Source organism: Kribbella catacumbae DSM 19601, assembly GCF_000372465.1.
Lineage (GTDB): Bacteria > Actinomycetota > Actinomycetes > Propionibacteriales > Kribbellaceae > Kribbella > Kribbella catacumbae.
Window position 1 is genome coordinate 1 of sequence record NZ_AQUZ01000089.1, and the last position, 26,860, is coordinate 26,860.

19 protein-coding genes and 1 pseudogene are annotated in these 26,860 nt (G+C 67.0%); 14 read left to right on the forward strand and 6 right to left on the reverse strand.

Annotated elements, in window-relative coordinates:
* From A3ES_RS50485 to A3ES_RS0143450, 3 genes and pseudogenes are all read left to right on the forward strand, one after another.
* Window positions 1-477: pseudogene (locus A3ES_RS50485) on the forward strand (hypothetical protein); the annotation flags it as partial.
* A 217-nt stretch (window positions 478-694) separates the two neighbouring features.
* Complete coding sequence (locus A3ES_RS0143445) at window positions 695-1,588, forward strand: GDSL-type esterase/lipase family protein (RefSeq protein ID WP_237745210.1); 894 nt, start codon at window positions 695-697, stop codon at window positions 1,586-1,588.
* A gap of 43 nt (window positions 1,589-1,631) precedes the next feature.
* Window positions 1,632-2,480 (forward strand): endonuclease/exonuclease/phosphatase family protein, encoded by an 849-nt coding sequence (locus tag A3ES_RS0143450; RefSeq protein WP_020393121.1) that lies wholly within the window; start codon window positions 1,632-1,634, stop codon window positions 2,478-2,480.
* A gap of 555 nt (window positions 2,481-3,035) precedes the next feature.
* Here the strand turns inward: A3ES_RS0143450 and A3ES_RS0143460 are convergent.
* The gene (locus A3ES_RS0143460; RefSeq protein ID WP_020393123.1) at window positions 3,036-4,196 is read right to left on the reverse strand and encodes a Gfo/Idh/MocA family protein; all 1,161 of its coding nucleotides are present in this window, start codon (window positions 4,194-4,196) and stop codon (window positions 3,036-3,038) included.
* A 119-nt stretch (window positions 4,197-4,315) separates the two neighbouring features.
* Between A3ES_RS0143460 and A3ES_RS0143465 the strand changes: the two genes are divergently transcribed.
* Window positions 4,316-5,068, forward strand: coding sequence for a sugar phosphate isomerase/epimerase family protein (locus A3ES_RS0143465; protein WP_026163754.1), 753 nt, complete (start codon window positions 4,316-4,318; stop codon window positions 5,066-5,068).
* Window positions 5,069-5,169: 101 nt separating this feature from the next.
* On the opposite strand, the gene A3ES_RS55815 is transcribed toward A3ES_RS0143465, so the two are convergent.
* The 4 genes from A3ES_RS55815 to A3ES_RS0143485 all read right to left on the reverse strand — a co-directional run bounded on the left by A3ES_RS55815 (window position 5,170) and on the right by A3ES_RS0143485 (window position 12,944).
* A complete protein-coding gene (locus tag A3ES_RS55815) occupies window positions 5,170-6,489 on the reverse strand; it encodes a nickel/cobalt transporter (protein WP_020393125.1) in 1,320 nt (439 codons plus the stop codon).
* A 2-nt stretch (window positions 6,490-6,491) separates the two neighbouring features.
* A complete protein-coding gene (locus tag A3ES_RS0143475) occupies window positions 6,492-9,944 on the reverse strand; it encodes an outer membrane protein assembly factor BamB family protein (RefSeq protein ID WP_157631064.1) in 3,453 nt (1,150 codons plus the stop codon).
* A 378-nt stretch (window positions 9,945-10,322) separates the two neighbouring features.
* Window positions 10,323-11,150, reverse strand: coding sequence for an alpha/beta hydrolase (locus tag A3ES_RS0143480; RefSeq protein ID WP_202806723.1), 828 nt, complete (start codon window positions 11,148-11,150; stop codon window positions 10,323-10,325).
* A gap of 618 nt (window positions 11,151-11,768) precedes the next feature.
* Complete coding sequence (locus A3ES_RS0143485) at window positions 11,769-12,944, reverse strand: substrate-binding domain-containing protein (protein ID WP_020393128.1); 1,176 nt, start codon at window positions 12,942-12,944, stop codon at window positions 11,769-11,771.
* A 106-nt stretch (window positions 12,945-13,050) separates the two neighbouring features.
* Between A3ES_RS0143485 and A3ES_RS0143490 the strand changes: the two genes are divergently transcribed.
* Genes A3ES_RS0143490 through A3ES_RS0143515 form a run of 6 tightly spaced genes read left to right on the forward strand, consistent with a single transcriptional unit; the run spans window position 13,051 to window position 21,402 of the window.
* Window positions 13,051-14,367, forward strand: a complete 1,317-nt coding sequence (locus A3ES_RS0143490) for an ABC transporter substrate-binding protein (protein WP_020393129.1) — start codon at window positions 13,051-13,053, stop codon at window positions 14,365-14,367.
* A 9-nt stretch (window positions 14,368-14,376) separates the two neighbouring features.
* Window positions 14,377-15,267, forward strand: a complete 891-nt coding sequence (locus A3ES_RS0143495) for a carbohydrate ABC transporter permease (protein WP_026163755.1) — start codon at window positions 14,377-14,379, stop codon at window positions 15,265-15,267.
* Complete coding sequence (locus A3ES_RS0143500) at window positions 15,264-16,250, forward strand: carbohydrate ABC transporter permease (protein ID WP_237745211.1); 987 nt, start codon at window positions 15,264-15,266, stop codon at window positions 16,248-16,250. Before A3ES_RS0143495 ends, A3ES_RS0143500 begins: the two co-directional genes overlap by 4 nt.
* Window positions 16,247-17,308 carry a hydroxyacid dehydrogenase gene (locus A3ES_RS0143505; RefSeq protein WP_020393132.1) on the forward strand — a complete coding sequence of 354 codons (1,062 nt, stop codon included), beginning with the start codon at window positions 16,247-16,249 and terminating at the stop codon, window positions 17,306-17,308. The genes A3ES_RS0143500 and A3ES_RS0143505 overlap by 4 nt, the downstream gene beginning before the upstream one ends.
* A 25-nt stretch (window positions 17,309-17,333) precedes the next feature.
* Window positions 17,334-19,355: a hypothetical protein gene (locus A3ES_RS0143510; RefSeq protein ID WP_020393133.1), complete on the forward strand. Its 2,022-nt coding sequence runs from the start codon at window positions 17,334-17,336 to the stop codon at window positions 19,353-19,355.
* Window positions 19,356-19,404: 49 nt separating this feature from the next.
* On the forward strand, window positions 19,405-21,402 hold the full coding sequence (locus A3ES_RS0143515; protein ID WP_020393134.1) for an outer membrane protein assembly factor BamB family protein: 1,998 nt from the start codon (window positions 19,405-19,407) through the stop codon (window positions 21,400-21,402).
* An 83-nt stretch (window positions 21,403-21,485) separates the two neighbouring features.
* Here the strand turns inward: A3ES_RS0143515 and A3ES_RS52035 are convergent, their stop codons facing one another.
* Window positions 21,486-22,667: an ROK family protein gene (locus A3ES_RS52035; RefSeq protein WP_020393135.1), complete on the reverse strand. Its 1,182-nt coding sequence runs from the start codon at window positions 22,665-22,667 to the stop codon at window positions 21,486-21,488.
* Window positions 22,668-22,894: 227 nt separating this feature from the next.
* Here A3ES_RS52035 and A3ES_RS0143525 point away from each other — a divergent pair, with 227 nt between their 5' ends.
* The 4 genes from A3ES_RS0143525 to A3ES_RS57385 all read left to right on the forward strand — a co-directional run.
* Entirely contained in the window at window positions 22,895-23,896 is a 1,002-nt protein-coding gene (locus A3ES_RS0143525) for a carbohydrate ABC transporter permease (protein WP_020393136.1), read from the forward strand.
* A gap of 5 nt (window positions 23,897-23,901) precedes the next feature.
* Window positions 23,902-24,891: an ABC transporter permease gene (locus A3ES_RS0143530; RefSeq protein ID WP_157631065.1), complete on the forward strand. Its 990-nt coding sequence runs from the start codon at window positions 23,902-23,904 to the stop codon at window positions 24,889-24,891.
* A 63-nt stretch (window positions 24,892-24,954) separates the two neighbouring features.
* A complete protein-coding gene (locus tag A3ES_RS0143535) occupies window positions 24,955-26,703 on the forward strand; it encodes an extracellular solute-binding protein (RefSeq protein WP_020393138.1) in 1,749 nt (582 codons plus the stop codon).
* A partial coding sequence (locus A3ES_RS57385) for an alpha-L-fucosidase (RefSeq protein WP_169501856.1) occupies window positions 26,700-26,860 on the forward strand: 161 nt, incomplete at its 3' end. The genes A3ES_RS0143535 and A3ES_RS57385, both read left to right, overlap by 4 nt.

Genomic DNA, 26,860 nt, shown 5'->3' on the forward strand with positions numbered 1-26,860 from the left:
CCCGACGATCATCGCCCGATCCTCGACGGACTGGGCGCCTGGGTCCGCACCCACGCCGAGGCGATCTTCGCCAGCAGACCGTGGCACGTGTACGGCGACAATCAGGCTGCGGGCACCGCGGCTCGCAACGTCGACAACGCTGAGCTGTCCGGGGCGGAGGAACACACCGACGGGCACTTCAACGAACGGACGCTGGCCAGTCCGCCCTATCCACACGACGAGGTGCGGTTCACCACCCGGGACGACCATCTGTATGTGTTCGTCCTCAATCCGACGGAGGGCGAGCTCCTGCTGCCTTCGCTCGGTCCGGACTCGCCGCTCGGGTCTGACGGGCCCGCAGCGGTTCGGCTGATCGGCAGCGACGCAGTCATCGGTCACCAGGTCCGCGACAGCGGGCTGTCCCTACAGGTCCCCGCGGAGCGGGGGAGCCCCTACACCGCGGTCTTCGACCTGACGCTGCGCGCCGATCCAGCCTGATGCAGGAAACCGAGCGGGGCGGAAGGCCTGAGTACTTGAAACGCAGTCCCCAAGGGAGTCTTCTGTGACCCTCGAATTGGCCTCAGCATGGTCAGGATTTCAGCACCGATCGACCGACAGTGAAGGGTGGATGACCATCTGGCGGCTGGATCCTCGTGGCGAAAACCTTGACCTGGTTCGGTGGCACGGCGACGACGATCGAGCGAAGCGTCCGTCGATGCCCACGCTCTGGTCGCGGGCTTGCACGCCGGCGGGTGTCCATGGCCGCTGGCGCACCGCGGCGAGACAGTTGCGGCTCGAGATCCGTGGCGGACCGGTGCCGCGGGGTGCGGTCGACGTACTGGTCGACGGTACGCTGCACTCGCGCTGCCGGGTCGGCGAGGGTGAGCAACTGGTTCAGGTCGATCTGCCAGGGACGAACTCCGAGATCGACATCTGGTTGCCACATCTCGAGAAGGTGTCGGTCCGTGAGCTCGCCTTCGACGCGCCGGCCGTCCCGCTGCGAGAGGACAGAGTCCGCTGGACGACGTACGGCAGCTCCATCACCCAAAGCGGAGCTGCCGCAGGGCCGTCGGAGACCTGGCCGGCGCTGGTCGCACGGGCCAACAAATGGGACGCGTTCGCTCTCGGCCTCGATGGCGAGTGCCACCTTGATCCGGTCGCGGCCAGGGCGATCCGGGACACGCCCGCGGATCTCATCTCGCTCTGCATCGGAATCAACATCTACAGCCGGAGTACCTTCAGCGGACGAACCCTTCCGGGTCAGGTCGAGGCGTTTCTGACCACCGTCCGGGAGCGCCACCCGCTGACACCGATCGTCGTGATCACTCCGTTGATAGCGCTCCGGCGCGAAGGGCAGGTGAACGCGGTGGGCTTGACCCTGGCCGATGTCCGGAGCTGCGTGTCGCTGGGAGTCGGGTCGCTGATCGACCGCGGCGATCACGCCGTGCACCTGATCGACGGACGAACAATCCTGTCACAGACCGAGGCGCTCGCGCTGTACAGCGACGACGTACATCCGACCGCCGCGGGCTATCACCTGATCGGATCCCGGCTGGCGCCGAGACTCGCAGGAATCCTGTCAACAGTCGCGACCGGGAATCCAACATGAGCCGGTGGATATCTCCGGAAGGCCGAGCGAGGAGCAAGAACCCGTGAACGAGCAGGTAGCCAACACCCTTGATGAGTCACGCGCTACGCGACTGACGATCTACGACGGTCCGCTCGGACCGACGACATTCACGGCGATGACCCTGAACCTGTGGGGCGCCAACCACTGGGACCAACGTCGGGAAGGGGTGGCGGCCCTCCTGCGGGCCCGCAGACCAGATGTGCTGTGCGTGCAGGAACTCACGGCCCAGTCGCGGCACGTGATCGACGCATCGTTGGCCGGCCACAGCCGGGCCGAGGGGCCCCATCCCGGCTGGGAACGGGCAAGCAACATCTGGTGGCGTGCGGATTTGTTCGAGTGCGAGGAGCAAGGGGTCGAAGAGATCGACGAGCTCGGGGATGACCGTGGGTTGTTCTGGGTTCGCCTGCGTCCCGTTGCCGGGCCCGGTCATCGTCTGGTGGTCGCGACGGCGCATCTCACGTGGCAGGGCGATACGGCGGAGCTCGACGACCTGCGCAACCGCCGGGTTCCGCAGGCTCACCAGATCGGCGAGCAGCTGGACCGGCTCGCGGCAGGTGGCCCGGTGGTCTTCACCGCCGACCTCAATGACGTCTCGCCGGCACAGTACGCCCTGGCCAGCTGTGGTTTCTGCGATGCGTGGGCGGCTCTGGGGCAAGGCATGCCGGCGACATCGCCGGTGCCTGCCTCCCTCAGCTACGGCGGCTTGTGGGATGTCTCGAAACAGCTTGTGCGGTCGGCGTCCGGGTTCGACGTGCAGTTCTCGAAGGGCCCTGTTCGTGTCCGAGGTGCGGAGGTGGTCGACTTCTACCACCTTGGGCGAGCGATCTCGGACCACTTCCCGGTGCAGGCCACTTACACACTGGGCATCTAGAAGTTGCTATACCTACCTAAATAGCGCACCTTGCTGTGGGTCTGGCGCGGCGTCAAGCAGGACTGGGCCGGTGGGCCACGCCCAGAGTTCAAGCAGGGCGTCGACATCGCCTCTTGACGACCTCGTTCAAATTACGCAACCATGATGACTAATCTGATTGAGTAGGTCTTGCTACCGATTTCCGGTACCTCGGCGCAACGCCGGATCGCCGGCACAGGGAGTTGTGACAGCTGAACACTCAGGACCCTTCGCCACCAGTGGCTCAGCCATCCTGATCGCCGCAGATGCGAATCAATGGTTTGAATCCGGCGCTGTCCGCGACGTGACAATTACCAACGACACCTTCACCGAGGACTGCCTGACCTCCCCGTACCAGTACTGCGAGGCGATCATCAGCATTTGTCCAGAAGCTCCAGTCCGACGGCTCGATGCGCCGCACCATCGTCAGATCACCGTGTCCCACTGGACACGGCGCAGGGGCGCAGGGGCGCAGACTGCTTCATGCGACGACACCGACCTTCTCGCTCGGGACCGGCTCGGCGAGGTCGATCGTTGTCATGCCGACAGCTCGCCGAGTTCGATGCGGCGGCCCTCGGCCGACGACTGCAGCCCGGCCTCGGCGAGTCGCACGCCACGGGCGCCGGCAAGGAAGTCGTAGGGGTGCTCGCCCTCAGCGACGACATAGCGCAGGAACTGCTCCCACTGCGCTTTGAAGCCGTTGTCGAAGACAGCGTTGTCGGGCACCGGGTGCCACTGGTCGCGGTACCGCTCTGTCTCGACGAGGTCGGGGTTCCACCGGGGTTGGGGTGTCTCGGCTCGGTGCTGGACTACGCAGCGGTGCAGGCCGGCCACGGCGCTGCCTTCGGTGCCGTCGACGTGGAACTCGACGAGCTCGTCGCGGTGCACGCGCGTCGTCCAGGAGGAGTTGATCTGGGCGATGACCTCATCCCCGCTCGGGCTGGTCAGCTCGAAGGTGCCGTAGGCGGCGTCGTCGGCGGTGGCGACGTACTTGTTGCCCCGCTCGTCCCACCGCTCGGGAATGTGCGTGACCGTCTTGGCCATCACCGCCTCGACCTTGCCGAAGAGGTTCTCGAGCACGTAGTTCCAGTGGCAGAACATGTCGGTGGCCATGCCGCCGCCGTCTTCCTTGCGGTAGTTCCAGCTCGGACGCTGTGCCTGCTGCCAGTCACCCTCGAAGACCCAGTAGCCGAACTCGCCGCGTACAGAGAGGATGCGGCCGAAGAAGCCGCCGTCGATGAGGCGCTTGAGCTTGAGCAGGCCCGGCAGGTAGAGCTTGTCGTGTACGACGCCGTGTTTGACGCCGGCCACGTCGGCGGCCTTGGCGAGCCGCAGCGAGCCCTCGAGCGACTCGGAGATGGGCTTCTCCGTATAGACATGCTTGCCTGCGGCGATCGCCTTGAGGATGGATTCCTCGCGTACGGTCGTCAGTTGCGCGTCGAAGTAGATCGTGTCGAGGGGGTTTGCGAGAGCGGCGTCGAGGTCCGTCGTCCAACGGTGGACTCCTTGGCGCTCGGCGATCTCCTGGATCTTGTCGTGGTTACGCCCCACGAGGATCGGGTCGACCTGGAGGCGCGAGCCGTCGCGCAACTCGAGGCCGCCCTGGTCGCGGATCGCGAGGATCGACCTCACGAGGTGCTGACGGTAGCCCATGCGCCCGGTGACGCCGTTCATGATGATGCCGATGGTCTGGGCCACAGTCGCTCCTGAGTCAGGTCGGTAAACGCTTTCCCGCACTTTAGGCGGCGCGCGGCGCTCTGTGCAATAGTTGGCGTGCGCGGGTTGGAATGCGCTTACCCGCTCACCTGGAGGTCGCCGTGTCCGAAGCAGGTCTAGTGTCGGTGACGCTGCGTGCCCAGTCGCCCGACGAGGTGGCGCGGCTCGCTGCCGATGCCGGCCTCACCTGCATCGAGTGGGGCGCCGACGTGCACGCGCCGCCATCCGACCTCGCCCTGGTCGACCGGTGCCGCACGGTGTCGGCCGCCTACGACCTGCGCATCACCTCCTACGGGTCCTACTGGCGGGCCGGTGTCACGTCGCTGGACGAGGGAGGCACGGTGCTCGACACAGCAGTGCGGCTCGGCGCCCCGCGGGTGCGCATCTGGGCCGGCGACGTCGGCAGCGCGGACGCCTCGCCCGAGACGCGTGCGACCACCCGCCGCGCCATCAGCGACCTCGCGGCACAGGCGGATTCGCGTGATCTCGAGTTGGCCGTCGAGTTCCACCCGAGCACCCTTACCGACACCGCCACGACGATGCTCGCGATGCTCGACGACGTCGGCGCCGCCAACGTGTCGGCCTACTGGCAGCCGGGCCCGGGTCAGCCCGACGCGGCGGCCCTCGATGAGCTCGGCCAACTCGTCGAGCGGGTCAGTGCGGTGCACGTTTTCGCCTGGTGGCCCCGGACCGAGCGGCACCCGCTGCGCACCCGCGAAGCCCTCTGGCGGCCGGCGCTCGATCTCGTCCACACTCGACGCCCCGAGGCCGACGTCATGATCGAGTTCGTCCCCGGCGACGACGTCGACCTCATCGCGACGGAGGCCCAGACCCTGCGCACCTGGCTGGGCTGACAAGCACTTGTGGAGTGCCGTCCGCGAGACCGATCTGTACCCCGGCACGCGCCAGGCAACCCGCCGAGTGAGTACCTGAACCGCAGCCGTCCTCAGGCACGTCAAAGCCGGCTGGTGAGTACCTGGACTGCGGCCAATACGGTGGCGATTGATCCGCCGAGTACGACGAGTGCGGCGGCGACCATCGGCAGTTGGAGGCCGAGGCGGTGCAGGCGGTCCGATGCGGTGGCTCGACGCAGCAGCGCGTCGCGGCCCCGGAGTACTGCGAGGCCGACGCCGGACAGGGTGAGCGCCATGCCGATGCCGAAGGCCGCCACCATCAGGAGGGCGGTGACGACGCGGCCGGTGAGCAGACCGGCGACCAGGACAAGGAAAGCCGAGGGCGAGGGCAGGAGGCCTCCGGACGTCCCGAGCAGGATCAGGCCGCGCCTGGTCAGCAAGGCCTCTGGTTCCAGCACCACATGCCCGTGCCCATGCCCGTGCCCATGCCCGTGTCCGTGCCCGGTTGAGTGGTGGCGGCGGGTGCGGAGGTGGCGGCGGAGGAGGGTGATGCCGACCGCGACCACCAGCAGCGAGCCTGCCAACTGCAGCCACCCGGTGATGGCCCCGAGGTCTGGGGCCTTGTCGGCCAGCAGCCAGAAGCCGACCCCCAGCACGATCACCGACAGCGTGTGCATCACCGCAACGATCAGGCCAAGCCATAGCGCGTCTCTGGCCTTGCCGTGCCCGCCAACCAGGTACCCAGCCGCCAGCGTCTTCCCATGCCCCGGCGCACACGCATGAGCTGCGCCAACCAGCGCCGACACGAGCAGCATCAGCGGAAACGCCGCACGCCCGTCCAGCAAGGCCGGCAGGTCCATAGTCCAGACCGAATCGCCAGCAGCATCATCAATGGCCGGCTGCGCGCCCTGCAGGCTAATGGTGTGTGCCGGCGCCGCAGCAGTGTGCAGGGCACCTGCCCCGCTCCCATTCACTGACACGGTCCGGTACGCCGGGTTGATGTCCGAGAGCGCAGTGATCCGCAGCGAGACGGCGGTTACCTCCGCAGGGCAGGTGAACTCCAGCTTGGCCCCGTCCTCCCACAACCGCTCCACTGTCACCGCACCAGGCCGACAGAGCCGACCGTCTTGGCTGACTGCAACATGCCGCCCCAGGTACGCCGCCGCGGCGGCAGCGACCGTAGCACGGGCTGCGGGTTCTGCTGTTTTGGTCGATGGCGGCAGTGAGCCGGTCCGGATGCCGAGGGCGACCAGGTCGTCGTCCTCGGCAGACCAGGTCACTGTCACCCGGGAGCCGTCGGCCACCACCTTGGCGACCGGCGGCGGCCCGAACGGGTGGGCGCCGGCCTCCGGCGCGGCGACTGCCAGCCCGAGGCCAACCCCGGCAACAAGTGCCAGGAACCTGAAGAGATTCGCTACCACGGTCAGCGGGAGCGTCTTGCGACGAAGGTGTGCACGACGCCGTCATCAGTGAGGGCGATCAGCCGATCACCGCTCACAGACAGCGCCGACGCGACGCCACCACCGAGGTTGTGCTGCGCAAGCAACTTCCCTGTCAGCCGGTCCAGCACTACGAGCCGGCCGTCCCACGTCCCGGCGTACACGACCGTGTCCGTGACTAGGGCGTGCATGGCGGGCGAGCCGGGCCCTGGGGCCTGGCAGCCGGCAGCGACTCGCCACGGGTCGTCCATCGGGCTCTCACCCGGCAGGTAGCCGAGAGCCGTTTCCCACAAGGGTTTCGACGGATCAGCGGCCTGCGTGTCATACGCCCGTACTACGCCGTCCTTGCTGGCCACGTAGGCGATGCCACCGCGGGTAGCCGGGCTGGTCACCGGCGGAGGGCCAGGCTCGCAGGCCGCGCTGATACCCAGCTTGGCGTGCCACAGCGTTGCACCCCCTGCCGCCGGGTCGTGCCCGCGAGTACCGGTCCAGGTCGACGTGACGAGCTGCGGCGTGCCAGTGCCCGGCGCCGGGTCCGTGAAGGTCGGCGAGGACAGGCTGAACAAGTCGCCGCCGCTGTCGACGGTCGACAGCCTCGTGCAGGTGCGCAGATCCATACCGATCAGCGACTGGCTAGAACCCGAGTGCAGGTAGGCGGTGGTCGAACCAGGCTGCCGTACGGCGGTGCTGTGGAACTCACCCCAGCCGACCGGCGCGGCGAAGCCACCCGGAAGCTTGGCTCCGGTCTGCGCATCCCGGCACCGCACACCATCCCATTCCTGGTACACCGCCACCGTGCGTCCTTCGGCCGTCAGGTCGAAGACGCTGACCGGACCACCCGCCCGACCGTACCGGCGGACCGTTCCGTTCGGCTGCTGCTGCTCACCGTCGATGGTCTCCCACCGCACCTTCCCGGTCCGAGTGTCGAGCGCGTACACCCGGCCGTTACCGGTGGTCAGGTAGACCAGCCCGCCGTGGACTGTCGGGAACGACTCGGCGTCACCGTCGATGTACGTCCGCCACAGCTCCTTGCCGGTGGCTACGTCATAGGACAGCACCATGTTGTACGGCGAGTCGAACGACTGCGAGGCCGCGTAAACCTTGCCGTCGACGATCGCCGCGCCGTTCAGGTGGAACTGCTCACCCGTGTGGGCGGTCCAGCGCAGGTCCAGCTTGGCTCCGGGGTCGTCGGCCGGGTTGGAGCGGCCCACTTCGTCGGCGCCCTGGCGGGTCCAGTTCTGCCCGGACTCCGGCTTGGCGAGCTGCCCGGGCGGGACCACGCCGAACGAGGTCGTTGTCTTGGGCCACGACCTGCCAGCGCTGTCCTGGGCAACGAGTTCTGCGGTGTAGCTGCCCGGCGGCAGGTTCTTGAGCTGGGCACTCACCCGGGTCCAGGAGATCCGCCGGTCGGGACACGGCTCGGCCTTACCGCCGGGTGGCGTGTAGCAGTTCTCGATCCCACCACTGCTGACCGAGCGGCCGAACCTGAGGTTCTGGTCACGCCAGACCTCCTGGCCCTTGTGGTTGCGGACCACCAGCGACGCGCGGCTCGGCGTCCGGCCGTCGTCTTCGGCGTAGAGCTCGACCGGGATCGTCGTGCCCGCTGTGTGCACGCTGTCCTGGGCCGGGCTGACGAGGGCTACGTCGTCGTCGATCTCGAACTGCCGGTGAGTTCCGGTGACGTACCCGGTGTCCTCGTTCCGGCCGGTGCGCTGGTTGTCGGTGATCTCGGAGAAGTCGAGGATCTTGTAGTCCGGCCGGGCCGCGTCGATGCCGTACACGCCCATGTTGTTGACCTCGACAGACCGCTTGAACGCGCCGCGCCGGAACTCCGCCTGCTGGTTGTGACCGGCAGCGAACATGCGCACGTCGTACTTGGCGAGCTCGTCGACGATCGGCTGCATGCCGGCGCCAACGCCTCGGCGGGTGAACAGTGAGCGGTGCGCGAACACGAACACCTGCTTGCCGACGGCGTGCCGGCGCAGGTCCTCCTTCAGCCAGGTCAGCTGCGGAGCCAGCCCGCGGGCGTCGTAGTTGTCCTCCAGTACGACGACGTGGCGGCCGTTGCGGTCGAAGGAGTACCACTCCGGGCCGAGGTTGCGGCGCCAGTACTCCATGCTGCCGCCGTAACCGGAGGAGGTCGCCGTACCGCCGACGTCGTCGTTGCCCACCACCGGGTAGTACGGGTGGCCGAGCTTCCCGGCGGTGAGGCCGCCACGAAGGTTGTCGTACCCGCCCTGCCGGCGCGGCTCGGCCGCGTAGTCGGTGACTGTCAGGTCGCCAGTGGTCATTGTCATCGTGGCACCCTGCACCTCCGCGAGGGCCTCCACGTGCCCTGTCCACTGCGCGAGCGCACGCTTCGCCTCGTCGTCGGTGCGGTTACCGACCTCGACGTCCGAGACCATCAGCCAGGTCTCGTCCGGCTTGGCGGCGTTCGTGTCCGGCACCAGCGGGAAGTCGATCCCGGTCCGCGGACCGGTGCCTGCGGGGATATGACGGAAGTACTGCGGGATGTAGTCGGAGCGGAGGGTGGGCGTGTAGCCGTTCGGCGAGACGATGTTGACCAGGTCGGTCTCCCGGCGGGCAAGATCCACCTGAACCGTGTAGGTGCCGTCGGGACCACTCGTGGCCCAGACCTCGCCGTCGGTCACGGAGACGTTCGGCAGACCCTTCTCGCCGGCGTCACGGACACCGTCCCGGTCGGCGTCGACAAAGACAGTTCCTTGTACTGCGACCAGCTCGGCGGCCGCTGTTGCTGCCGGGGCGTCACCGGCCTGGCTCGGCTCGGGGGCCGGCTCCTGGATGGGAGCGGCCGAGGCGACGCCGGGCGCGGCCAGGGCCCCAGCCAGTACTGCGACCGTCAGGCCGCGGCGGACCTTCTTTCCGTTTGGCCTTGTGCGGATCACCATCGCCGCAGCGAGGAGCACAACCGCGATAGCGGCGGCGAGCAGGCCGAGGATCGGGAGGCTGGGCATCGGGAGACCGGGGCTCGGCGCGGGTGCTGTCGGCCTGGCGCCGAACGCGCCGACGACGGGGTTCTTCGCGTCGGCGTTCACCGTGGTGCCGTCGAACTCGGCGAGCACCTGGTTCGGCCCGCCGGCGGCGAACAGGCCGGCTAGGTCAAGCTCGCCGATCCGGCAACTCCACGCGAGATCGATCACGACGCCGTTCGGGACTCCGCCGTCGTCACCGGCGACACCGTGACCGGTGACCGGGCAGCTGGAACCCAGCTTGGCGGTAGCCCAGGCACCGGCCTGGTCAGGTGTGACGACGTCGCGGTGTACGACAAGTCGGCCGCTGGACACGCCGTCGGCGGTCTTGACGACCAGCTCGGCGTGTTCGCGGGTGAGGTGGGCGAAGGCGGGGGCGGTGGACAGTCCTAGAAAACACGCGAGGGCGGCGACAAGGCCGAGCCCAAGGCGCAGTGGGCGACTCATGGCGAGGACGCCAACGCGGATCCGGACCGGTTCTGGCGAGGTCATCGATAGTTCACCAAGCTCTCACTAGACGTTCGCTGGTGGCCATGACGCACTAGTTCAGAGCATCACCGCGCAGGATCAGTGGGCGTCACTGACGATCGCGACCGCGACCTTGCCTCGTGGGCGGGAAGGCTCGAGCGCCAGACTTCCACGGCGGCGGTCCCGACGCCTACCGGCATCGTGGTTATCGACGCGATAACCACACGGTCCGCCACCAGGCATTGACACCGGCAGTCCGCGCACTACCTCACGTGTCGTTCTCCGTACGACGGGACGCGGGGTCGAGCAGCGCAGCCACGACCAGTGCCACACGCGACCACGCTGATCTGAGCCCACTCAGCCACCGGCCCGAAGGGCGTGGATCAGCATCGGCAGCGAGGCATGCAGCTCGCGCTGCCAGTACGCCCAGCCATGGGTTCCCGGTCCGTAGAAGTTGGTCGTCACGCGCTTCGCGCCAACGCGTTCGAGCTCAGCGGCCAGGGCGTGGTTCTGCCGGTTGAAGTCGGCCTCGAGCGCGCTCGTGCGACCCGGCGGGTCCAAGGGGCCGGTGGTGCCGTCACCGCAGGACAGATACACGGGGATCGACCTGAGCCGCTTGGCCAAGTGGAAGGGGTCGTGCGCCTGCCAGATGTGCCGCTGCTCGACCGGGTCGCCCCATACCCGAACCGGGTCGTTGCCTTGGCCGGCGAAGAACCCCATGATCCGGTCGACGGATTCGCGGTTCAGCAGCGGGTGCACCGAGCCGGAGTACGCCGCGGTCGCCTTGAACATCCCGGGGTGCCGGGCGGCGTACAGCAGGGCGCCTTGGCCACCCATCGACAGCCCTGCCACGACGCGGTTGCTGCCGGCGGCCCAGTCTCGCTCCAATAGCCGTCGCAGCTCCAGGGTATGGAAGGTCTCCCACGCGGGATCGCCGCCCTGGCCATAGTTCCACCAGTCGCTGTACCAGCCGTTCCAACCTGCTTCCGGCATGACCACCAGCACGTTGCGAAGGCTTTCGATCTGTGCAACATCGGTGAGGCTGGTCCAGGAGGTGTAGTCCCCGCAGCAGCCGTGCAGCAGCCACATGGTCGGCCAGTGTTGCCGTCTGTCGCTCGGGTTCCAGCCGTCGGGGATGAGGAGCCGGACCTTGACCGTCCGGCCGCCCAGGGCCCGCGATCGCACAGATAGATCGACCTGGCGGTCAGCGACCTGAGTTACCGCGACGACTTCGGCGCCTTGAGACGCGGAGGAACCGGCAGCGCCCGCTTTCCCTGCCACGGTAGCGGATGACGCCACGGGCGAGGTGGCGAGCGCCGGCGCGATCGGCGCAAGTGTCAGAAGCAGTGCGGTGAGAACAAGCAGTACGCCGGCTTGGAAGGTCGCGGTAGGCGACCGCCGAGCGGCCGTCACGGAGCACGATGATCCGGACGTGAGCGTGCCATTGGGCGCCGTTATCGGCGGGGCGGGGTCGTTCAGGGACTGCGGGGGCAGATCCATGCGAGGCACTCCTCGTTCAGTGGGGAAGCGTCAGTGCCGGAATCCTGTCCAGGCGGAGGCCGCTTGGGTACGTGGATGGTTGTCCTGGGTGGTCAACTCAGAGCCAACCGACGGAAGAATTTGGTAGCTAGGGTTACCTAATAGGTCGGAACCGTCAAGACGTAAAAGCTGTTGAACTGGCGACTTGGCGGTCGTCGTCGATCGACGCGCCCTCCATCCGGGGATCTGACCGCGCCGATCCTGGGTGGCCTGCTCGATCGGGCGGGCCACCCGGGGCAATCCCGCAAGGCCAAGCGGATTGGGTCACATCGCGACTGGAATCGTGGCCTCTCCTGCTGCGAGTGCACCGCAGCTGGCCCGCACGCGTAGCTCGGGGCGCAGGAGCAACTGGTGCGGCGGCCGCCCCGGCTCGCGTAACCGCGCCATCAGGAGGTTGATCGCCGCGGCTCCGACGGCTTCTCGCGGGGGGCCCACCGCGGTGAGTGGGGGGTCCGCCAGAGCGGCGAGCTCGTCGTCGTACGTGACCACCGCGAGGTCACCGGGGATCTCAACCCCTGCCTGGCGAAGGCGGCTGACCAGGGGCAACGCCGCAGCGTCATTGTGGACCAGCAGGGCGTCCACGGTCCCTGTGCGCAAGCAGTCGATCAGCGCTGCTGCCGCCTCATCGACGGCCGCCGGACTGTCCCCATCGAGTGTCTTGGGGACCTCGGGTGCGCATGCCTCGAGCCCAAGCGCTGATAGTGCCTCCTCGTAGCCGGCCTGCAACCGGGGCGCGGTGATCGTCGCGGTGTGCAGGAGTCCGATCCGACGGTGGCCGAGGCCGGCGAGGTGGCGTACCGCGGTATAGGCACCGAACTCGTGATCCGTCGCGACCTGCTCAACACTGCCGGACTCGCGGCCGACCCGTCGCTCGGCCAGGACGATCGGCACCTGGATCGAACGCAACCATTCCTCTGTCTCGCGAGACCCACGAGGGTCCAGGCGAGTTGCGATGACCAGGCCGTCGACGCCGGACTCGAGGAGCCGCTTGACCAGCGACCGCTCCTCGGCGACGTCGTTCTGGGAGACCCCCAGGATGAGCTTGGCGCCGAGCCGCTCGGCGGCACCGCGGGCCCCTGCAACGACCTTCGGGTAGTAGTAGGCCGAGTGTGGGACGACCATGCCGATGGTCGGCGTGCCCAGCGCACCAGGGGCGGGTGGATGCGACGCCGTCGCGTGAGGGTCGGTCGGGCGACCTTCGGCAGTGCGGCTGTCCGCGCTCACGGGCGAACTGACGCGCGTCGCCCCGCCATGGACGCGAGCGACGATGCCACGTCGCGCCAGCTCGCGGACGTCGACCCGAAGGGTGACAGCGGAGACGCCGAGCTCTCGGGCAAGCTCGCTGATCTTCACGGTCCCGCGCTTCTCGACGCGCTCCAGGATCGCACGGTGCCTGTCCTCGGCCTGCATCACTGCCTTCCCGTCCAGTGCGTCCGTCATGCCAAAACGATATCACTATTGGTTCAAGAATAATCCCGCCAAGGGGTTGACGTGAAGAAAGTGACATCAAATGATGTCACCTGATCCCAAAGTGATAGGAGCTGTCATGAATTGGCGCAAGGGTGCGGCGGTCGCCGTCGCTACCGGTTTGGCGGCCCTGCTGTCCGCCTGCGGAACGAACGATGACGATGGAGCCGGCGGAACCGCCGCGGCCCCTGCTCAGCAGGCGAGTGGCGAAATCGTGTTCTGGTCCTTCCTCAAGGGGTCGGATGCCGTCTCCACGGCCTTCGCGAAGGCCCACCCCGAGATCAAGGTGAAGTTCGAGACCCAGGCGGGCGGGCCGGACTACTACACGAAGCTGTCCAACGCCGTGAAGTCCGGTGCGGTGCCCGACGTCGCGGTCGCCGAGTACACGCGCCTCCCCGAGATCGTGAGCCTCGGCGGCGCGCAGGACCTCACTCCGGCCGCCGGGTCACTCGTCGAGAAGTCGTTCCCCGAGGCCATTCGCAACCTGGTGACGCTCGGCGGCAAGACGTGGGGTGTCCCGCGCGATGCCGCCCCGATGCTCTACTACTACCGCAAGGACTTCTTCGACGCGCACGGCCTCGAACCGGCCAAAACGTGGGACGAGTTCCGCACGCTGGCAACGAAGGTTGTCAAGGCCGACTCGAAGGCCCGCGCCGCCGCCCACCTCAATGGCGACGCGAACCTTCTGACCGACCTCTCGTGGCAGGCCGGCGCCCGTTGGTTCGGCACGGAGGGCGATGCGTGGACGGTCGATATCGACGACGCTGCCTCGAAGAAGGTTGCCGACTATTGGCAGGGCCTTGCGAAGGACCGGCTGGTCGGTACCTTCCCGACCTACAGCGACGAGTTCTGGCAGAGCGTCCAGGCCAACAAGGTCGTCGGGTACGTCTGTGCCAGCTGGTGTGCTGGTGGCCTGCAGGCGACAGTTCCCGGCCAGAGCGGTAAATGGGCCGTTGCCGAGCTCCCGAGCTGGGATGACAAGCCCTCCTCCGCGATGTGGGGTGGCTCCTCGTTCATCATCCCGAAGGGTGCGAAGAACGCCGCTGCGGCGCAGACGTTCATCAACTGGATCACGACCGACCCCGCCGGCATCGCGGCGTGGTACGCCTCCGGTACCAGCAGCATGTATCCGGCCTCGCCGGAGCTCCTGCCGGTCGCGAAGAAGTCGTTCGACACGAAGTACTTCGGCGGGCAGGACATCTTCGAGGTCGGCACCCGGTCCTACGCGGCCGTTGCCAAGGGCTGGGCCTGGGGTCCGACGATGTCCGTTACCGACAAGGCCTTGCTCGACCGCCTCGGCGGAATCGACTCCGGGGCACTCAGTGACATCCTCACGGACGTCGATGCCGAGACGACCAGCGCCCTGCAGGCCCGCGGCCTGAATGTCCGGGGCTGAGAGACATCGATGAGCACCCCAATGATCCGCAGGCAACGCCGAGCCGCGGGCCTGTTCCTCGGGCCCTACCTCGTCCTCGCCTTCCTGGTGACCCTCGCACCCTTGGGCTATGCGGCCTGGCTCAGCCTCTTCAGCGAGCAGAGCTCGGGGTTGGGATTCGGCGGAGCCGAGCAGGTATTCGTTGGACTCGGCAACTACGTCCGGGCGGTGGGTGACAGCACGTTCCGATCTGGCTTCGTGACGGTCGCGGCGTACATGTGCCTCTACGTACCGGTGCTCATCGTGATCTCTTTGCTGCTGGCCCTGCTGCTGGACTCCGGGCTCGCTTGGGCCCGGAGGGCGATGCAGGTCGCTCTATTCCTCCCGCACGCCGTGCCGGGGCTTATCGCCGCCCTCATCTGGCTCTACCTCTACACGCCAGGGCTCAGCCCGGTCATCGGGTGGCTGGGTGGACTGGGCGCCAACGGGGGCCTGGCCAACACCGCTCCACTCGCGTCCGTAGTCAACATCGCGGTCTGGCAGTGGCTCGGATACAACGTGGTGATCTTCTATGCCGCCCTTCAGGCGGTCCCCCGTGAAGTCATCGAGGCGGCGGCGGTGGACGGCGCCAAGACCTGGCAGGTCGCGGTCCGCATCAAGGCTCCGCTCATCCGCTCCGCGGTCAGGATGGCGGCGCTGTTCACCGCGATCGGCGGAGTGCAGCTTTTCACCGAGCCCAAGATCCTCGACCTCACATCGGCATCGATCACGAGTACCTGGACCCCGAACATGTTCCTGCAGAGTGCCGCCTTCGATCGCAACGACTTCGGTCTGGCCGCGGCGGCTTCCATCCTCGTCGCTGTGCTGGCAGGTGGATCGTCGTTCTTCGTCATGCGCCTTGGTCAGAAGGGTGAATCATGACCCAGCCAACACTTACGTCGACGCCAACGCCGGCGCCGTCCGGGCGAACCTCGGCGGCCGCCCTGGGCGCTCAGGTCGGCGCGGGCAAGTCCGCTCCGATGGAACGTCCCAAGGATCGGCCGAACGCCGGCAGATCACGTCCTGCCTGGATGTCGCGGTCCGTCGTCAACGTCGTGCTCATCATCGCAGTCGCCTACGCGCTACTCCCGCAACTGTGGCTCGTGATGGCCGCGACGAAGGACCTCGGCGATCTCTTCGGTACCAACGGCTTCGCCCCGGGCACCGGATTCAACCTGGACGAGAACCTGCGCTACCTGGTCCAGGCACAGGATGGGATTTACCTGCGCTGGCTGGCCAACACCGTGCTGTACGCCGGGGGTGGGGCACTCGCGGCGTCCGTGCTCTGTGTCATGGCCGGCTACGCCTTCGACAAGCTCGAGGTCCCGGGCCGGGAGGCGGTGTTTGGCCTGGTTCTTGTCGGCGTGATGATCCCGAGCACCGCGCTGGCTCTGCCCACGTACCTGCTGGCCTCGAAGGTGGGTCTCGCGAACACCTTCCTCGGTGTCTTCATCCCCGGCCTGGTCTTCCCGTTCGGGGTGTACCTGGCCCGGATCTTCAGCGCTTCGTACGTACCGGACGCCGTGATCGGCGCGAGCCGCGTCGACGGTGCGGGGGAGCTGCGGACCTTCTGGTCGGTCGCGTTCCCGATGATGCGACCGGGCTTCGTCACGATCCTGCTCTTCCAGTTCACCGCCATCTGGAACAGCTTCTTCCTGCCCCTCGTCATGCTGTCGGATGCTCGGCTCTACCCGGTGAACCTCGGCTTGTACGTCTGGAACACGACAGCGATGAGCCAGGGAAAGCCCGAGGACTACCTTCTCGCGATTACGGGTTCGCTGGTCGCGATCGTGCCGCTGGTTCTGCTCTTCCTCGCCCTGCAGCGCTTCTGGCGGGCCGGCATGACCGCGGGGGCCATCGATTGAGTACCAAGGACAACGGGCGCGGCGTCGACAACGCGCAGCCGCCTGACTCAGCCGGCGTATCGCGCCGGCCCCGGGCCCTCCTCGCGATGGGCGCGTCGGTCCGCGACGAGCTGTTCAGTGCCGAGGACGTACGCCGTCTCGACCTCCTCGTCGACATCGACGCGGGCGTGGCGGTACAGGACTTCTCGACAGTGCGTGACCTCGCATCGGTTGAAGTGCTGGTGACCGGATGGGGGTGCCCGCCGGTGGACGCCGATGTCCTGCGGCGGGCGCCGCACCTCAGGGCTATCGTCCACGTCGGCGGCACCGTCAAGCACCACGTCACCGATGCCTGCTGGGAGCGCGGCATCGTCGTCTCGTCCGCAGTCGAGGAGAACGCGGTTCCCGTCGCCGAGTACACGCTCGCGGCGATCCTGTTCGCTCAGAAGCGGGTGATCGAGACCAGCCGGCTCTACAGCGAGCATCGTGAGTCGCGATCGTGGGCATCGTCGTTCGTCAGCCTTGGTAACTACCGGCGCGTCGTGGGAATCGTGGGCGCGTCACGGATCGGCCGCAGGGTGATCGAGCTGCTCGCGCCGTTCGACATCGAGATCCTCCTGTCCGACCCCTACGTCAGTCGTACGGAAGCCGAACGCCTCGGCGTTCGCCTCGTCGAGCTCGACGAGCTTCTCGCGACCTCCGACACCGTCTCACTGCACGCACCGAGCCTGCCCGAGACGCGAAGGCTACTGGACGGGCGGCGTCTCGGTCTCATGCGCGACGGCGCCATTCTGATCAACACCGCCCGGGGCGCCATTGTCGACGGTGACGCACTGACCCGCGAACTGGTCTCGCGACGCCTTCACGCGGTCATCGATGTCACAGAGCCCGAGCCACTACCGGCTGACTCGCCGCTCTACGACCTGCCGAACGTGTTGCTCACACCGCACATCGCGGGTTCGGTCGGCGACGAACTCCGCCGCCTCGTCGACCACACCATCGACGAGCTGGACCGATGGACTCGGGGCATTCCCTTCGCGTCCCCCGTCCGCCGCGACCTACTCAGCACTTCCGCCTAACCCGCCCCAGATCAAGGGAGATGTCATGAACGACCTCCAGCCCAGCAGGCGCGCACTGCTCCGAGCCGGCGGTGCCACCGGCCTGGCGTTCGCCCTCGGCGCCTTGTCGGGACAGCCTGCGTCCGGGGAGCCTGCGCTCGCCGGTGCCCCGTCGACCACGGTCACCGACCTCGGTCCCGGTCTTCTCCAGTTCTCCCTGATGAGCTCGGTCGTCGTCGGTGACTACGCCTACATCGGTTCGCGGAACGTCGAGCCTTCGCGGATCGTCGCCTTCCACTTGCCGACGCGCAAGGTCGTCGCGCGCACGGACATCCCGACCGGCCACACGGTCCAGGCGATGGCCCCCGATCCGACCGGTCGCCACCTCTACTTCGGTGTGCTCCAGAAGAGCGGTGGTCCGCAGCACAACCTCTACCGCTGGGATCTCAGCGACCTCACCAAGCCGGCTACGCCGATCGGTCGCATGGGCGATCGGGACGTGCGGGACATCACTGTCGCCCCCGACGGCGCCGTTTTCGCCGTCGGCGGGGGCAGTTCCACTGCGCCGGCACTCTGGCAATACAGTCCAGCCACGGGACAGGTCTCCAGCCTCGGCGTCCCGGCGCCGTCGTCGACCTTGGCTCGGGCGGTCGCGGCGACCGAGACGACCGTGTTCTTCGGCGGCGGCAGCACGCTGGGCGGCGGCGGCGGCGCCAGCCGGGCATCGTTGTTCGCCTACGACCGGGCGGCCGCGACCTTCCGCGATGTGACGCCGGCCGAGATGGTGGGTGACCCGAGTATGCGTGAGCTCGCCGTCATCGGCGACCGCCTCGTGGCGGGCACAGCCGGCAGCATCTCGCCCGCGAAGATCGCCATCATGGACCTCGCCGACCTGTCGTCCTACCGGCTCGGCACGCTCACCGGCAAGGTCACCAAGATGTATGCCGCACACGGCGACACGGTCTACTACGGCGCGACTGACGCGCTCGAGTCGATCTCGCTGCCCACCGCCCAGGTCTCGCCGGTGCCGTACAGCGGACCCTCCCTCGGTGAGATCTGGGGAGTCGACGTCCGTGGCGACACGGTCGTGGCGGTGTCCGGCTATGGCTTCGTCGCAGAGGTGACTCCTGCAACCGGCGCGTGCGTCGTCACCGACCTGGGAGCGGCCGGTGCCCCCGTGGACGCTCAGGCGATCATGGGCCTGGCCGCCGGCGGCGGATACGCCTACGTGGGCGGCAATGGCGCCATGGCCCGTCACAACCTGTCGACCGGCGAGGTCGTGAGCCTCCGGATGCCCGGTGAGGCCAAGGATGCGGAGGTCCTGAACGGCACGCTCTACACGGGCCAGTACAACTCCATGGGCATCTGGCGCTACAACCCTGGCGATGGCGCCGCCCCGAACCAGGTCGCGCAGTTCCCAAGTGACCAGAACCGGCCACTGGACACGCATTGGGACCCTGTGAACGGGCTGCTGCTGGTGGCCGTCCAGCGGGACACTGAGGGCGGTGGCGCGCTCTGGACATACAACCCGAAGACCGGAGCCGCCAAGACGGTCCAGAACCCGATCGACGACCTCCAGTTGGTCCGCGCGGTCGCGACCCGTTACGGCATCGCCTATCTCGGTGGCGACAACGCGCAGGGGACGGGAACCCGTGGCACAGTGGTGGCCTTCGACCCCGTGTCGCAGCGGGAGTTGTGGCGCCTTGAGACCGACCAGGCCTACGGGATCGGCTCTCTGGCCGTCCATGGGCACCACCTCTACGGGATGGCCCTGAAGGGTGGCTTCTTCGTCATCGATCTCAGGAGCCGGCAGGTCGTCCACACGGAGAACCTTCGGTCGGTCTGCCCGCAGTGGTCAGCGATGCTGCTGAACCGCGGGCGCATCTACGCGGCGTCGGACACCACGCTGATGCGGTTCGACCCCAAGACCTTCGCGATGAAGGTCGTCGTGGCGGGACTGAACGGCGGCTGGTACAGCGGGTGTCACGTCAACAACGACGAAGCCGGCCTGCTCTACACGCTTCGTGGCCGGAACCTCGTCGTGGTCGACGACCGCCCTGCCAGTTGAACTGCTCTCGCATTGTCCATCCCTGAAATGGCACTCAACGAGGAGTGAAATGAACGATTCGACCTCGATGACACGACGCCGCGCGATCCAGCTCGCGGCGGCGGCACTTACTGCCGCAGGCACGGTTGCGGCTGGGAGGCCGGCGCAGGCAGCCGGGCAACCCGGGAGCCCGGTGGTCACCGACCTCGGGCCGGGCGTGAGCAAGTTCTCGCTCATGAGCGGCCTTCTCGTCGGCGACACGTTCTACATCGGCTCACGCAACCTCGATCCACCACGAGTGATCGGCTATCACCTGCCCACCCGGAAGGTCGTCTCGCGGGCCGACCTGTCGTCCGGATACAGCATTCAGGCACTCGCGGCCGACCCCGAGGGTCGCTACCTCTATGCCGGCGTGCTCCAAGACGGAGCGGGTGCCCCAAACCTTCACCGCATCGACCTAACGAACCCGGGGACCGCTCAGCCGGTGGGCCGGACGGGCGAGCGCGACATCCGCGACCTCTCCGTAGCCCCCGATGGCGTCGTCTACGCAGTCGGTGGTGACGGCGGTACGACGGCGCCGGCGCTCTGGGAGTACGACCCTGCCACCGGTCTGGTCCGCAGTCTTGGCGTGCCAGACGCCGGCGCGACCCTGGCGCAGGCGGTGGCGGCGACCGGCACGACAGTCTTCTTCGGGGCCGGCAGCGTCCTCAGTGGTGGCGGGGGCGCGAGCCGCGCGACGCTGTTCGCCTTCGACCGAGCCACAGGGGTCTTCACGTCCGTCCTGCCCACAGCGTTCGCGACGGCGGTGTCCGTGACTGACCTGCAGGTGCTGGGGGAGTGGCTCGCGGTCGGGCTCAAGGGTCCTGGTAAGTCGGTGCTCATGGCGCTGGGCAACCTGTCGTCGTACGAGACCATCCCGCGCACCGGAGTCCTCTTCCGGGCCTCTGGTGACATGGTCTACTTTGCCAACAACCCGAACGTCTACGCGTATTCTAGAACGACGAAGAAGATCACCACCGCGCAGGACGGACAAGACCTCGGCACCACGTGGGGTCTGGGCGTTCACGACGGCACCGTGGTGAGCGTGTCCGACTACGGGTTCGTCGCGGCGATCGACCCGGTCGCTCGCTCCGTGTCGTTCACGGATCTCGGCGAGGCGGGCGCGCCGGCCGATCCGCAACTCGCGATGGGTATCGCGGCAGGCGCCGGCTATGCCTACGTCGGTGGCACTGGAACCGTCGCGCGGCACCCGTTGGACACCGGCGACGTCGTCAACCTCCAGATGCCGGGTGAGGCCAAGGACGGCGTCGTCGTCGACGGCGTGCTCTTCACCGGGCAGTACAACAACCAGGGCATGTGGTCCTACGACCCCCTTGGCTCCGGGCCCGCTCGCGTGGCCAGCTTTCCCGTAGGTCAGAACAGGCCGCTCGACGTCTGCTGGGACGCGGTCAATCAGCTCGTCCTGGTTGGGGTCCAATCAGACACCAGTGGGGGCGGCTGTTTCGCCGCCTATGACGTGGCCACGCGTCAGGTGAGCACGTGGGTCAACCCCATCGACTCCCTCCAGATGGTCCGGGCGGTGGCTACCCGCGAAGGCATCGCCTTCCTCGGCGGAGACAACATCTATGACGGCGGCCCGCGCAGCACGGTGGTCGCCTTCGACCCGTTGACGGGGACGGAGCTGTGGCGGCTCGACCCCGGGGCGCCGTACGGCATCGCCGCACTCGCCGTTCAAGGTCATCACCTTTACTGCCTTCACCGCCGGGCGAGCGGCCTGACTGTGATCGATCTCAAGGAGCGGTCCGTGGTGCACCGCGCCGACATGAGCGCCGTCTGCACCGACTTCGGAGCGCTGGTCACCAACCGCGGCGTCGTCTTCGGGGTGTCGGACACGACGCTCTTCCAGGTGGATCCGTCGACCTTCAAGGTCCGCGTGGTCGTCGCCGACATCAACGGCGGATGGTACAGCGGTCCCCACATCACCAACGACGAGCTGGGCAGGTTGTACACGATGCGCGGTCGCAACTTGGTGCGGATCGAGGTCCGAGCCCCAGCCGCTCGTCGTTGAGACGACCAGGTAACAGGGCATCCCGGTCCCAGCTGGGCACGGAGATGTCCTTCTGGCGCGGTCGAGTAACGCTCTGGACTCAGTCAGCCGAGACCGCGGAGGGAGGTTCCCTGAAGATCCGCAATGCCGAAGGCTGTGTCGCGGAGTCGGCGGGACGCTTCGTGGATGGCGCCGGCAAGAACTGCGCCGTCACCCAGCCGGGACACACGCAGGTCAACTTCCCAGGGCAGATGCTTGGTCAGCACGGAGGTCAGTGGCTGGATCAGCGCGCCGCCGAGCATCTTCGACACCTCGCCGGCGAGGATGATGCACTGGGGATCGACAACGGTGACCATCGCCAGCAGTCCTACGGCTATCTGCTCTGCGACTGCCTGCCACTCGGGCGCGGTCGCCGGTTTGGCGAGCAGGGTCGCGGTCCAGGCGTAGGTCGGATCGTGCTTGGTCCCCGCGGCAGCGGCGAGGGCGACCGCGCCGGCGACCTCCTGGTAGCTTGCGATGTCCCCCTGCTGCCGGCGCATTGGGACCGGCTTGGTGCTCGCGGGGAGGTAGCCGATCTCGCCGGCGGCGCCGTGCTCGCCCCGCAGTATCTGTCCCTTGAGTTGCAGGGCCGAACCGATGCCGGTGCCCAGCGACAGCAGGAGGAAGGAGTCCACGTCCTGGGCGGTGCCCAGGTGATGCTCGGCTACGGCGCGAAGGTTGACCTCGTTCTCGAAGGCGATGTCGCAACCCAAACGATGACGCAGTCGTTTCGCGGTTCCCGCGGGCCAGTCGGGCCGGCCCCAGGCGAAGATGATGTCGCCGCTGGCCGCGTCGACAGAGCCGGGGAGTCCGACAACGAGGCTGAGATGCTTGAACTGCCGGTCCCGTTCGGTCAGCCCGACAGCGTCGACGATCTGCTCGACCAGATCCACCCTCGGCAGGATCGGCGTGCTGGTGTCGCTCCGGCGGGGGCTGCCGAGGACGGCGCGGCGGACCCGGATCTCATCGAGGGCGGCGATGTCGACTCCGATGCTCAGTCCGAGGTCCGGCGGCAGTCCGAACAATGCGGCCTTCCGCCCCCGTTGCGCGCTCTCCAGTAGGCCGTGCTGGGCGACCAATCCCCGGTCCGCCAGCCGCTCGGTCAGCTCGAGCGCATAGGGCCGCGAGAACTGCGCAGCCCGCGCTATCTGGCCACGGGTCAGCGGTCCGTGGTCGGCGAGCAGTTCCAGGAACTCCCGGTCGTTGATGGACCGGACCAGCTCGGCCGTGAGTTGTGGCATCTTCATCCGCGGCTCCCGAGCCAAAAATGTCACTAGGCTTACTTAAACATCCTCAGCCTACCCCAGAGTCACCATCGCCGATGCGGGCGAATAGCGATCAATCCGCCGCAGTTCAAGGGCCCCTGTGTCTTGACGACTCGGATCTATTAGGCAACTCTAGCTACCAAATTTCCTCTCGGCACGCCGCGGACCGAATCCAGGCGGCCGAAGAGGCGGGACAGGGAGTTGCGTAGATGCGAACGCAGAACCGTTCTGAAGTCATCACCACACAGCCGGCCGACCGAGAGGCGGCGGTGGATACGGCCACCGTTCCCCGATCGGTGCGGCGACGGGGCACTCCGCGGAGGATCAGCGAGCCACGCTCGGACCGACTGCTGAACGTGGTCTCGGTCGTGGTGCTGAGCGCGATCGCGGTTTCGATCGTCTATCCGTTCGTCTTCATCGCCAGCGCGTCGTTGAGCGATCCGGGTGCGGTGAACTCGGGTGAGGTGGTGCTGTGGCCGATCGGGGTCAATCTGGACGCCTACCAGGCCATCTTGAACTATCCGGAGATCGTCCGCGGCTTCTTGAACTCGCTGCTCTACTCCGGCGCGGTGATGGTGCTCGGGACCGCGATCGTCATCGCCGGGGGCTATGCGTTGTCGCGGAGCGATCTGCCGGGGCGCAACTTCTTCATGGTGGTCTTCGTCATCACCATGCTGTTCTCCGGTGGGATGATCCCGCTCTACCTCGTGGCTCAGAGTCTGGGGATCCTGAACACGGCCTGGGCGATGATCCTGCCCAGCTGTATGAGCGTCTGGCAGTTGATCGTGACCCGGACCTACTTCCAGGTGACGGTGCCGAAGGAGCTGCTGGAGTGCTCCCAGCTGGACGGAGCGACCGATTTCAGCTTCTTCTTCCGGGTGGTCGTCCCGCTGGCCAAGCCACTGATCGCGGTCAACTGCCTGCTGTTCGCCGTCGCCAGCTGGAACGCCTACTTCAACGCGTTGATCTACCTCACCGACCCGAACCTTTATCCGCTGCCGTTGGTGATGCGCAACCTCCTGATCGAGAACACCTACGACCCGTCGAAGCTCACGAACATCGATCCCAGTCAGCTGGCCCAGGCGCAGCAGTTGGCGGCGAAGCTGAAGTACGCCTTGATCATCATCGCCTGCATCCCGCCGTTGGTGGCCTATCCGTTCGTCCAGAAGCACTTCGTCAAGGGCATGATGCTCGGTTCGTTGAAGGGATGACGACGATGGCCGAACAGACCACCAACTTCGTCGACACCCTGCGGGTCGACAACACCGGCAAGACTCGCAAGAAGCTCAAGCACCAGTTGCCGCTGGGAACGCGGATCCGGCGCGCGTGGCGGCTGTATGTGCTGCTGGCTCCCGCGCTCGTGTGGGTGATCATCTTCTGCTACTGGCCGATGTACGGCGTGCAGATCGCGTTCCGCGACTTCTCACCCGCGACTGGTCTGACCGGAGGTCCGTGGGTCGGGCTGAAGCACTTCGTCCGGTTCGTCACCAGCTACCAGTTCGAGCTGGTGCTGAAGAACACCGTCATTCTGCACATGTACGAGTTGCTGGTGGCCTTCCCGGTGCCCATCATTCTCGCTCTGGTGCTCAACGCTGTCCGGCAGAAGCGCTTCAGCAGAGCGGTCCAGCTGGTCACCTATGCACCGAACTTCATCTCGGTGGTCGTTGTCGTCGGCATCATGGTGATGCTGCTGGATCCGCAGGCCGGCGTGGTGAACAACCTGATGGGTATCGCCGGAATCCCGACGGTCAACTTCATGGGTGAGCCTGGTTGGTTCCGGCATCTGTTCGTCTTCTCCGGGGTCTGGCAGACAGCGGGGTTCTCCGCGATCATCTACCTGGCGGCGTTGAGCTCGGTGCCTCCGGAGCTGCACGAGGCGGCCAGGGTGGATGGCGCCACCCGCTTGCGCCGGATGTGGCACATCGACCTACCGGCCATCATGCCGATCGCGGTCATCCTGCTCGTTCTCAACATCGGCAACATTCTCAGTGTCGGGTTCGAGAAGGTCTTGCTGATGCAGAACCCGCTGAACCTGGACGTCTCGCAGGTGATCGGCACCTACGTCTACCAGGTGGGTCTCGAGGCGTCGATTCCGCAGTACTCGTATGCGACCGCCATCGGCTTCTTCAACAGTGTCGTGGGCGTCGTCTTGCTCCTGATCGTCAACCAGATGGCCCGGCGGATCGCCAAGGCGGGCCTCTTCTGAGGCGTGCACTCACATCGGAAAGAGGACACAGGCATGTACAACCCATCACTCACTCGTAGGCGCATGCTCCGGAACCTCGTGGCGGCCGGCGTCACGGCGGCCGCCGGCTCTTCGGCGCTGGCTGCCTGCAGCGGTGGATCAGGCGTCGGCAAGGCAGCGAAGCCGGGCTCCAACTACCAACCCGGCAGCGCCGCCCTGAAGGTGAAGCTCGGACCTGAGATCAAGGGCGTCCAATACCCCAACCCGTTCGACTCACCGCGGGCAAGGACGTTCGAGAAGTTCGCCGACGGATCCAAGACCTTCCGCGTCGTGGGTCCGAGCTTTCCGGGGCTGGACTACGACACGAACAGCTTCAGCAAGTGGCTGGAGCAGGCGACGGGCGTCAAGGTCCGCTACGAAGTGGTCCCGGGCGGGGAGGAAGGCCGGCCGAAGATCAACGCCATGATGAGCTCGGGCGATCTCCCGGACGCGTTCCTCAACGGCCTGAACCAGTACTTCTCGCGGTCAGAGGTGGCCCTGTACGGGCAGCAGGGCATGTTTTTGACCACCGATCAGCTGATCGACGAGAACTGTCCCGAACATCTCGACCTGTTCAAGTTCCGGCCGGAGCTGCGTCCGTACCTCACGGCGCCAGACGGCAAAATGTACGGCTTCGGCTACACCAGCGAGTGCTACCACTGCTTCAGCGCGCCGGTCCGCATGTGGGTGACCCAGGAATGGCTCGACAAGCTCGGACTGGATCACCCGAAGACCACCGACGAACTGCGGGCGATGCTGACCGCATTCCGGGACCGCAACCCCTCAGGCCTCACGAACGCGACACCGATGAGTGACTGCCGTCCGAGCTCGGCAGGAGCTGGGGATGGCGGCGGCATGATCAACTACCTGCTGTCGGCGTTCACCTACCCAGCCGAGAACTACATCGACAAACAGGGCGAGGATCTGCTGTTCACCCCCGTCCAGGACAGCTACCGCGAGGGCCTCAGGTGGATCCGTGGCCTGTTCGCAGACCGGCTGATCGACCCGAACTCGTTCACCCAGACCCCGGATCAGCTCAAGGCCAAGGTGATGAACGCCAAGGGGCCGTTGGTCGGCTCGCACTACTCCTATTCCACCGTCGCCGAGTACCCCCCGAAGGACCCGGGCAGCGCCTTCAACAAGATGGCACCTCTCGCCCCGGTGACTGGGCCGGACGGGAAGGCCTACGTCCCCTGGCGGCACGAGCCGTACGCGAGCAACGGACTGGTGATCACCAGCAAGTGCCAGGACCCCGTCACCATGGCCCGGTGGGCCGACGCGATGATCGGGCTGTACGCGACCCTGTCGCAGCAGCACGGAGCCCAGGGCGGGCGGAACAACACCTTCGAGTGGGCCCGGAAGGGCGACAAAGGCATCGACGGCCGGCAGGCAACCTGGAGGAAGACCAAGCCAAATCCCGACGAAAAGAACTCCGGCTGGTGGAGCTACGGGCCCATCAACAACCTGGTCGACGCCCGGCACAGCGAGTCCGCCGACCCGAAGGCCTCCCTTGAGCCTGTCCTGTATCGGCATGGCAAGCTGTACGAACCCCATGCGGTCAGCAAGGAGCGCTACTTCAGCGAGCCGATCTACACCGCGGACCAGGCCTCTCGGCTCAGTGAGCTCGAGACCAACCTTGCGAACCATGTGGCCCAGTCGACCGCTCAGTTCTGCCTCGGCCAGACCGATGTCAATGACGACGGTGCCTGGAAGAGCTACCAGGAGAAGTTCAAGCAGATCGGCTCCGAAGACTACCTGGAGATCCAGGCCGAGGCGATGAAGGCCGGCAAGTGACCGAGCCGGAGCGGAAAGAGCTCGCCTGGGAGCAGGTCCAGCAACGGTTCACCTGTCCGGCCTGGTTTGCTGAGGCGAGGTTCGGTGTCTGGGTGCACTGGGGAGCGCAGACTCAGCCGGCCGAAGGGGGTGGTTGGTATGGCCGTCACATGTACAT

Excerpts from the sequence above, each read along its gene's own strand:
- A3ES_RS0143445 (WP_237745210.1), top strand. The coding sequence starts at position 695 with ATGCCCACGCTCTGGTCGCGGGCTTGCACGCCGGCGGGTGTCCATGGC.
- A3ES_RS0143475 (WP_157631064.1), bottom strand. The coding sequence starts at position 9,944 with ATGAGTCGCCCACTGCGCCTTGGGCTCGGCCTTGTCGCCGCCCTCGCG.
- A3ES_RS0143485 (WP_020393128.1), bottom strand. The coding sequence starts at position 12,944 with ATGACGGACGCACTGGACGGGAAGGCAGTGATGCAGGCCGAGGACAGG.
- A3ES_RS0143490 (WP_020393129.1), top strand. The coding sequence starts at position 13,051 with ATGAATTGGCGCAAGGGTGCGGCGGTCGCCGTCGCTACCGGTTTGGCG.
- A3ES_RS0143495 (WP_026163755.1), top strand. The coding sequence starts at position 14,377 with ATGAGCACCCCAATGATCCGCAGGCAACGCCGAGCCGCGGGCCTGTTC.
- A3ES_RS0143500 (WP_237745211.1), top strand. The coding sequence starts at position 15,264 with ATGACCCAGCCAACACTTACGTCGACGCCAACGCCGGCGCCGTCCGGG.
- A3ES_RS0143510 (WP_020393133.1), top strand. The coding sequence starts at position 17,334 with ATGAACGACCTCCAGCCCAGCAGGCGCGCACTGCTCCGAGCCGGCGGT.
- A3ES_RS0143515 (WP_020393134.1), top strand. The coding sequence starts at position 19,405 with ATGAACGATTCGACCTCGATGACACGACGCCGCGCGATCCAGCTCGCG.
- A3ES_RS52035 (WP_020393135.1), bottom strand. The coding sequence starts at position 22,667 with ATGAAGATGCCACAACTCACGGCCGAGCTGGTCCGGTCCATCAACGAC.
- A3ES_RS0143525 (WP_020393136.1), top strand. The coding sequence starts at position 22,895 with ATGCGAACGCAGAACCGTTCTGAAGTCATCACCACACAGCCGGCCGAC.
- A3ES_RS0143530 (WP_157631065.1), top strand. The coding sequence starts at position 23,902 with ATGGCCGAACAGACCACCAACTTCGTCGACACCCTGCGGGTCGACAAC.
- A3ES_RS0143535 (WP_020393138.1), top strand. The coding sequence starts at position 24,955 with ATGCTCCGGAACCTCGTGGCGGCCGGCGTCACGGCGGCCGCCGGCTCT.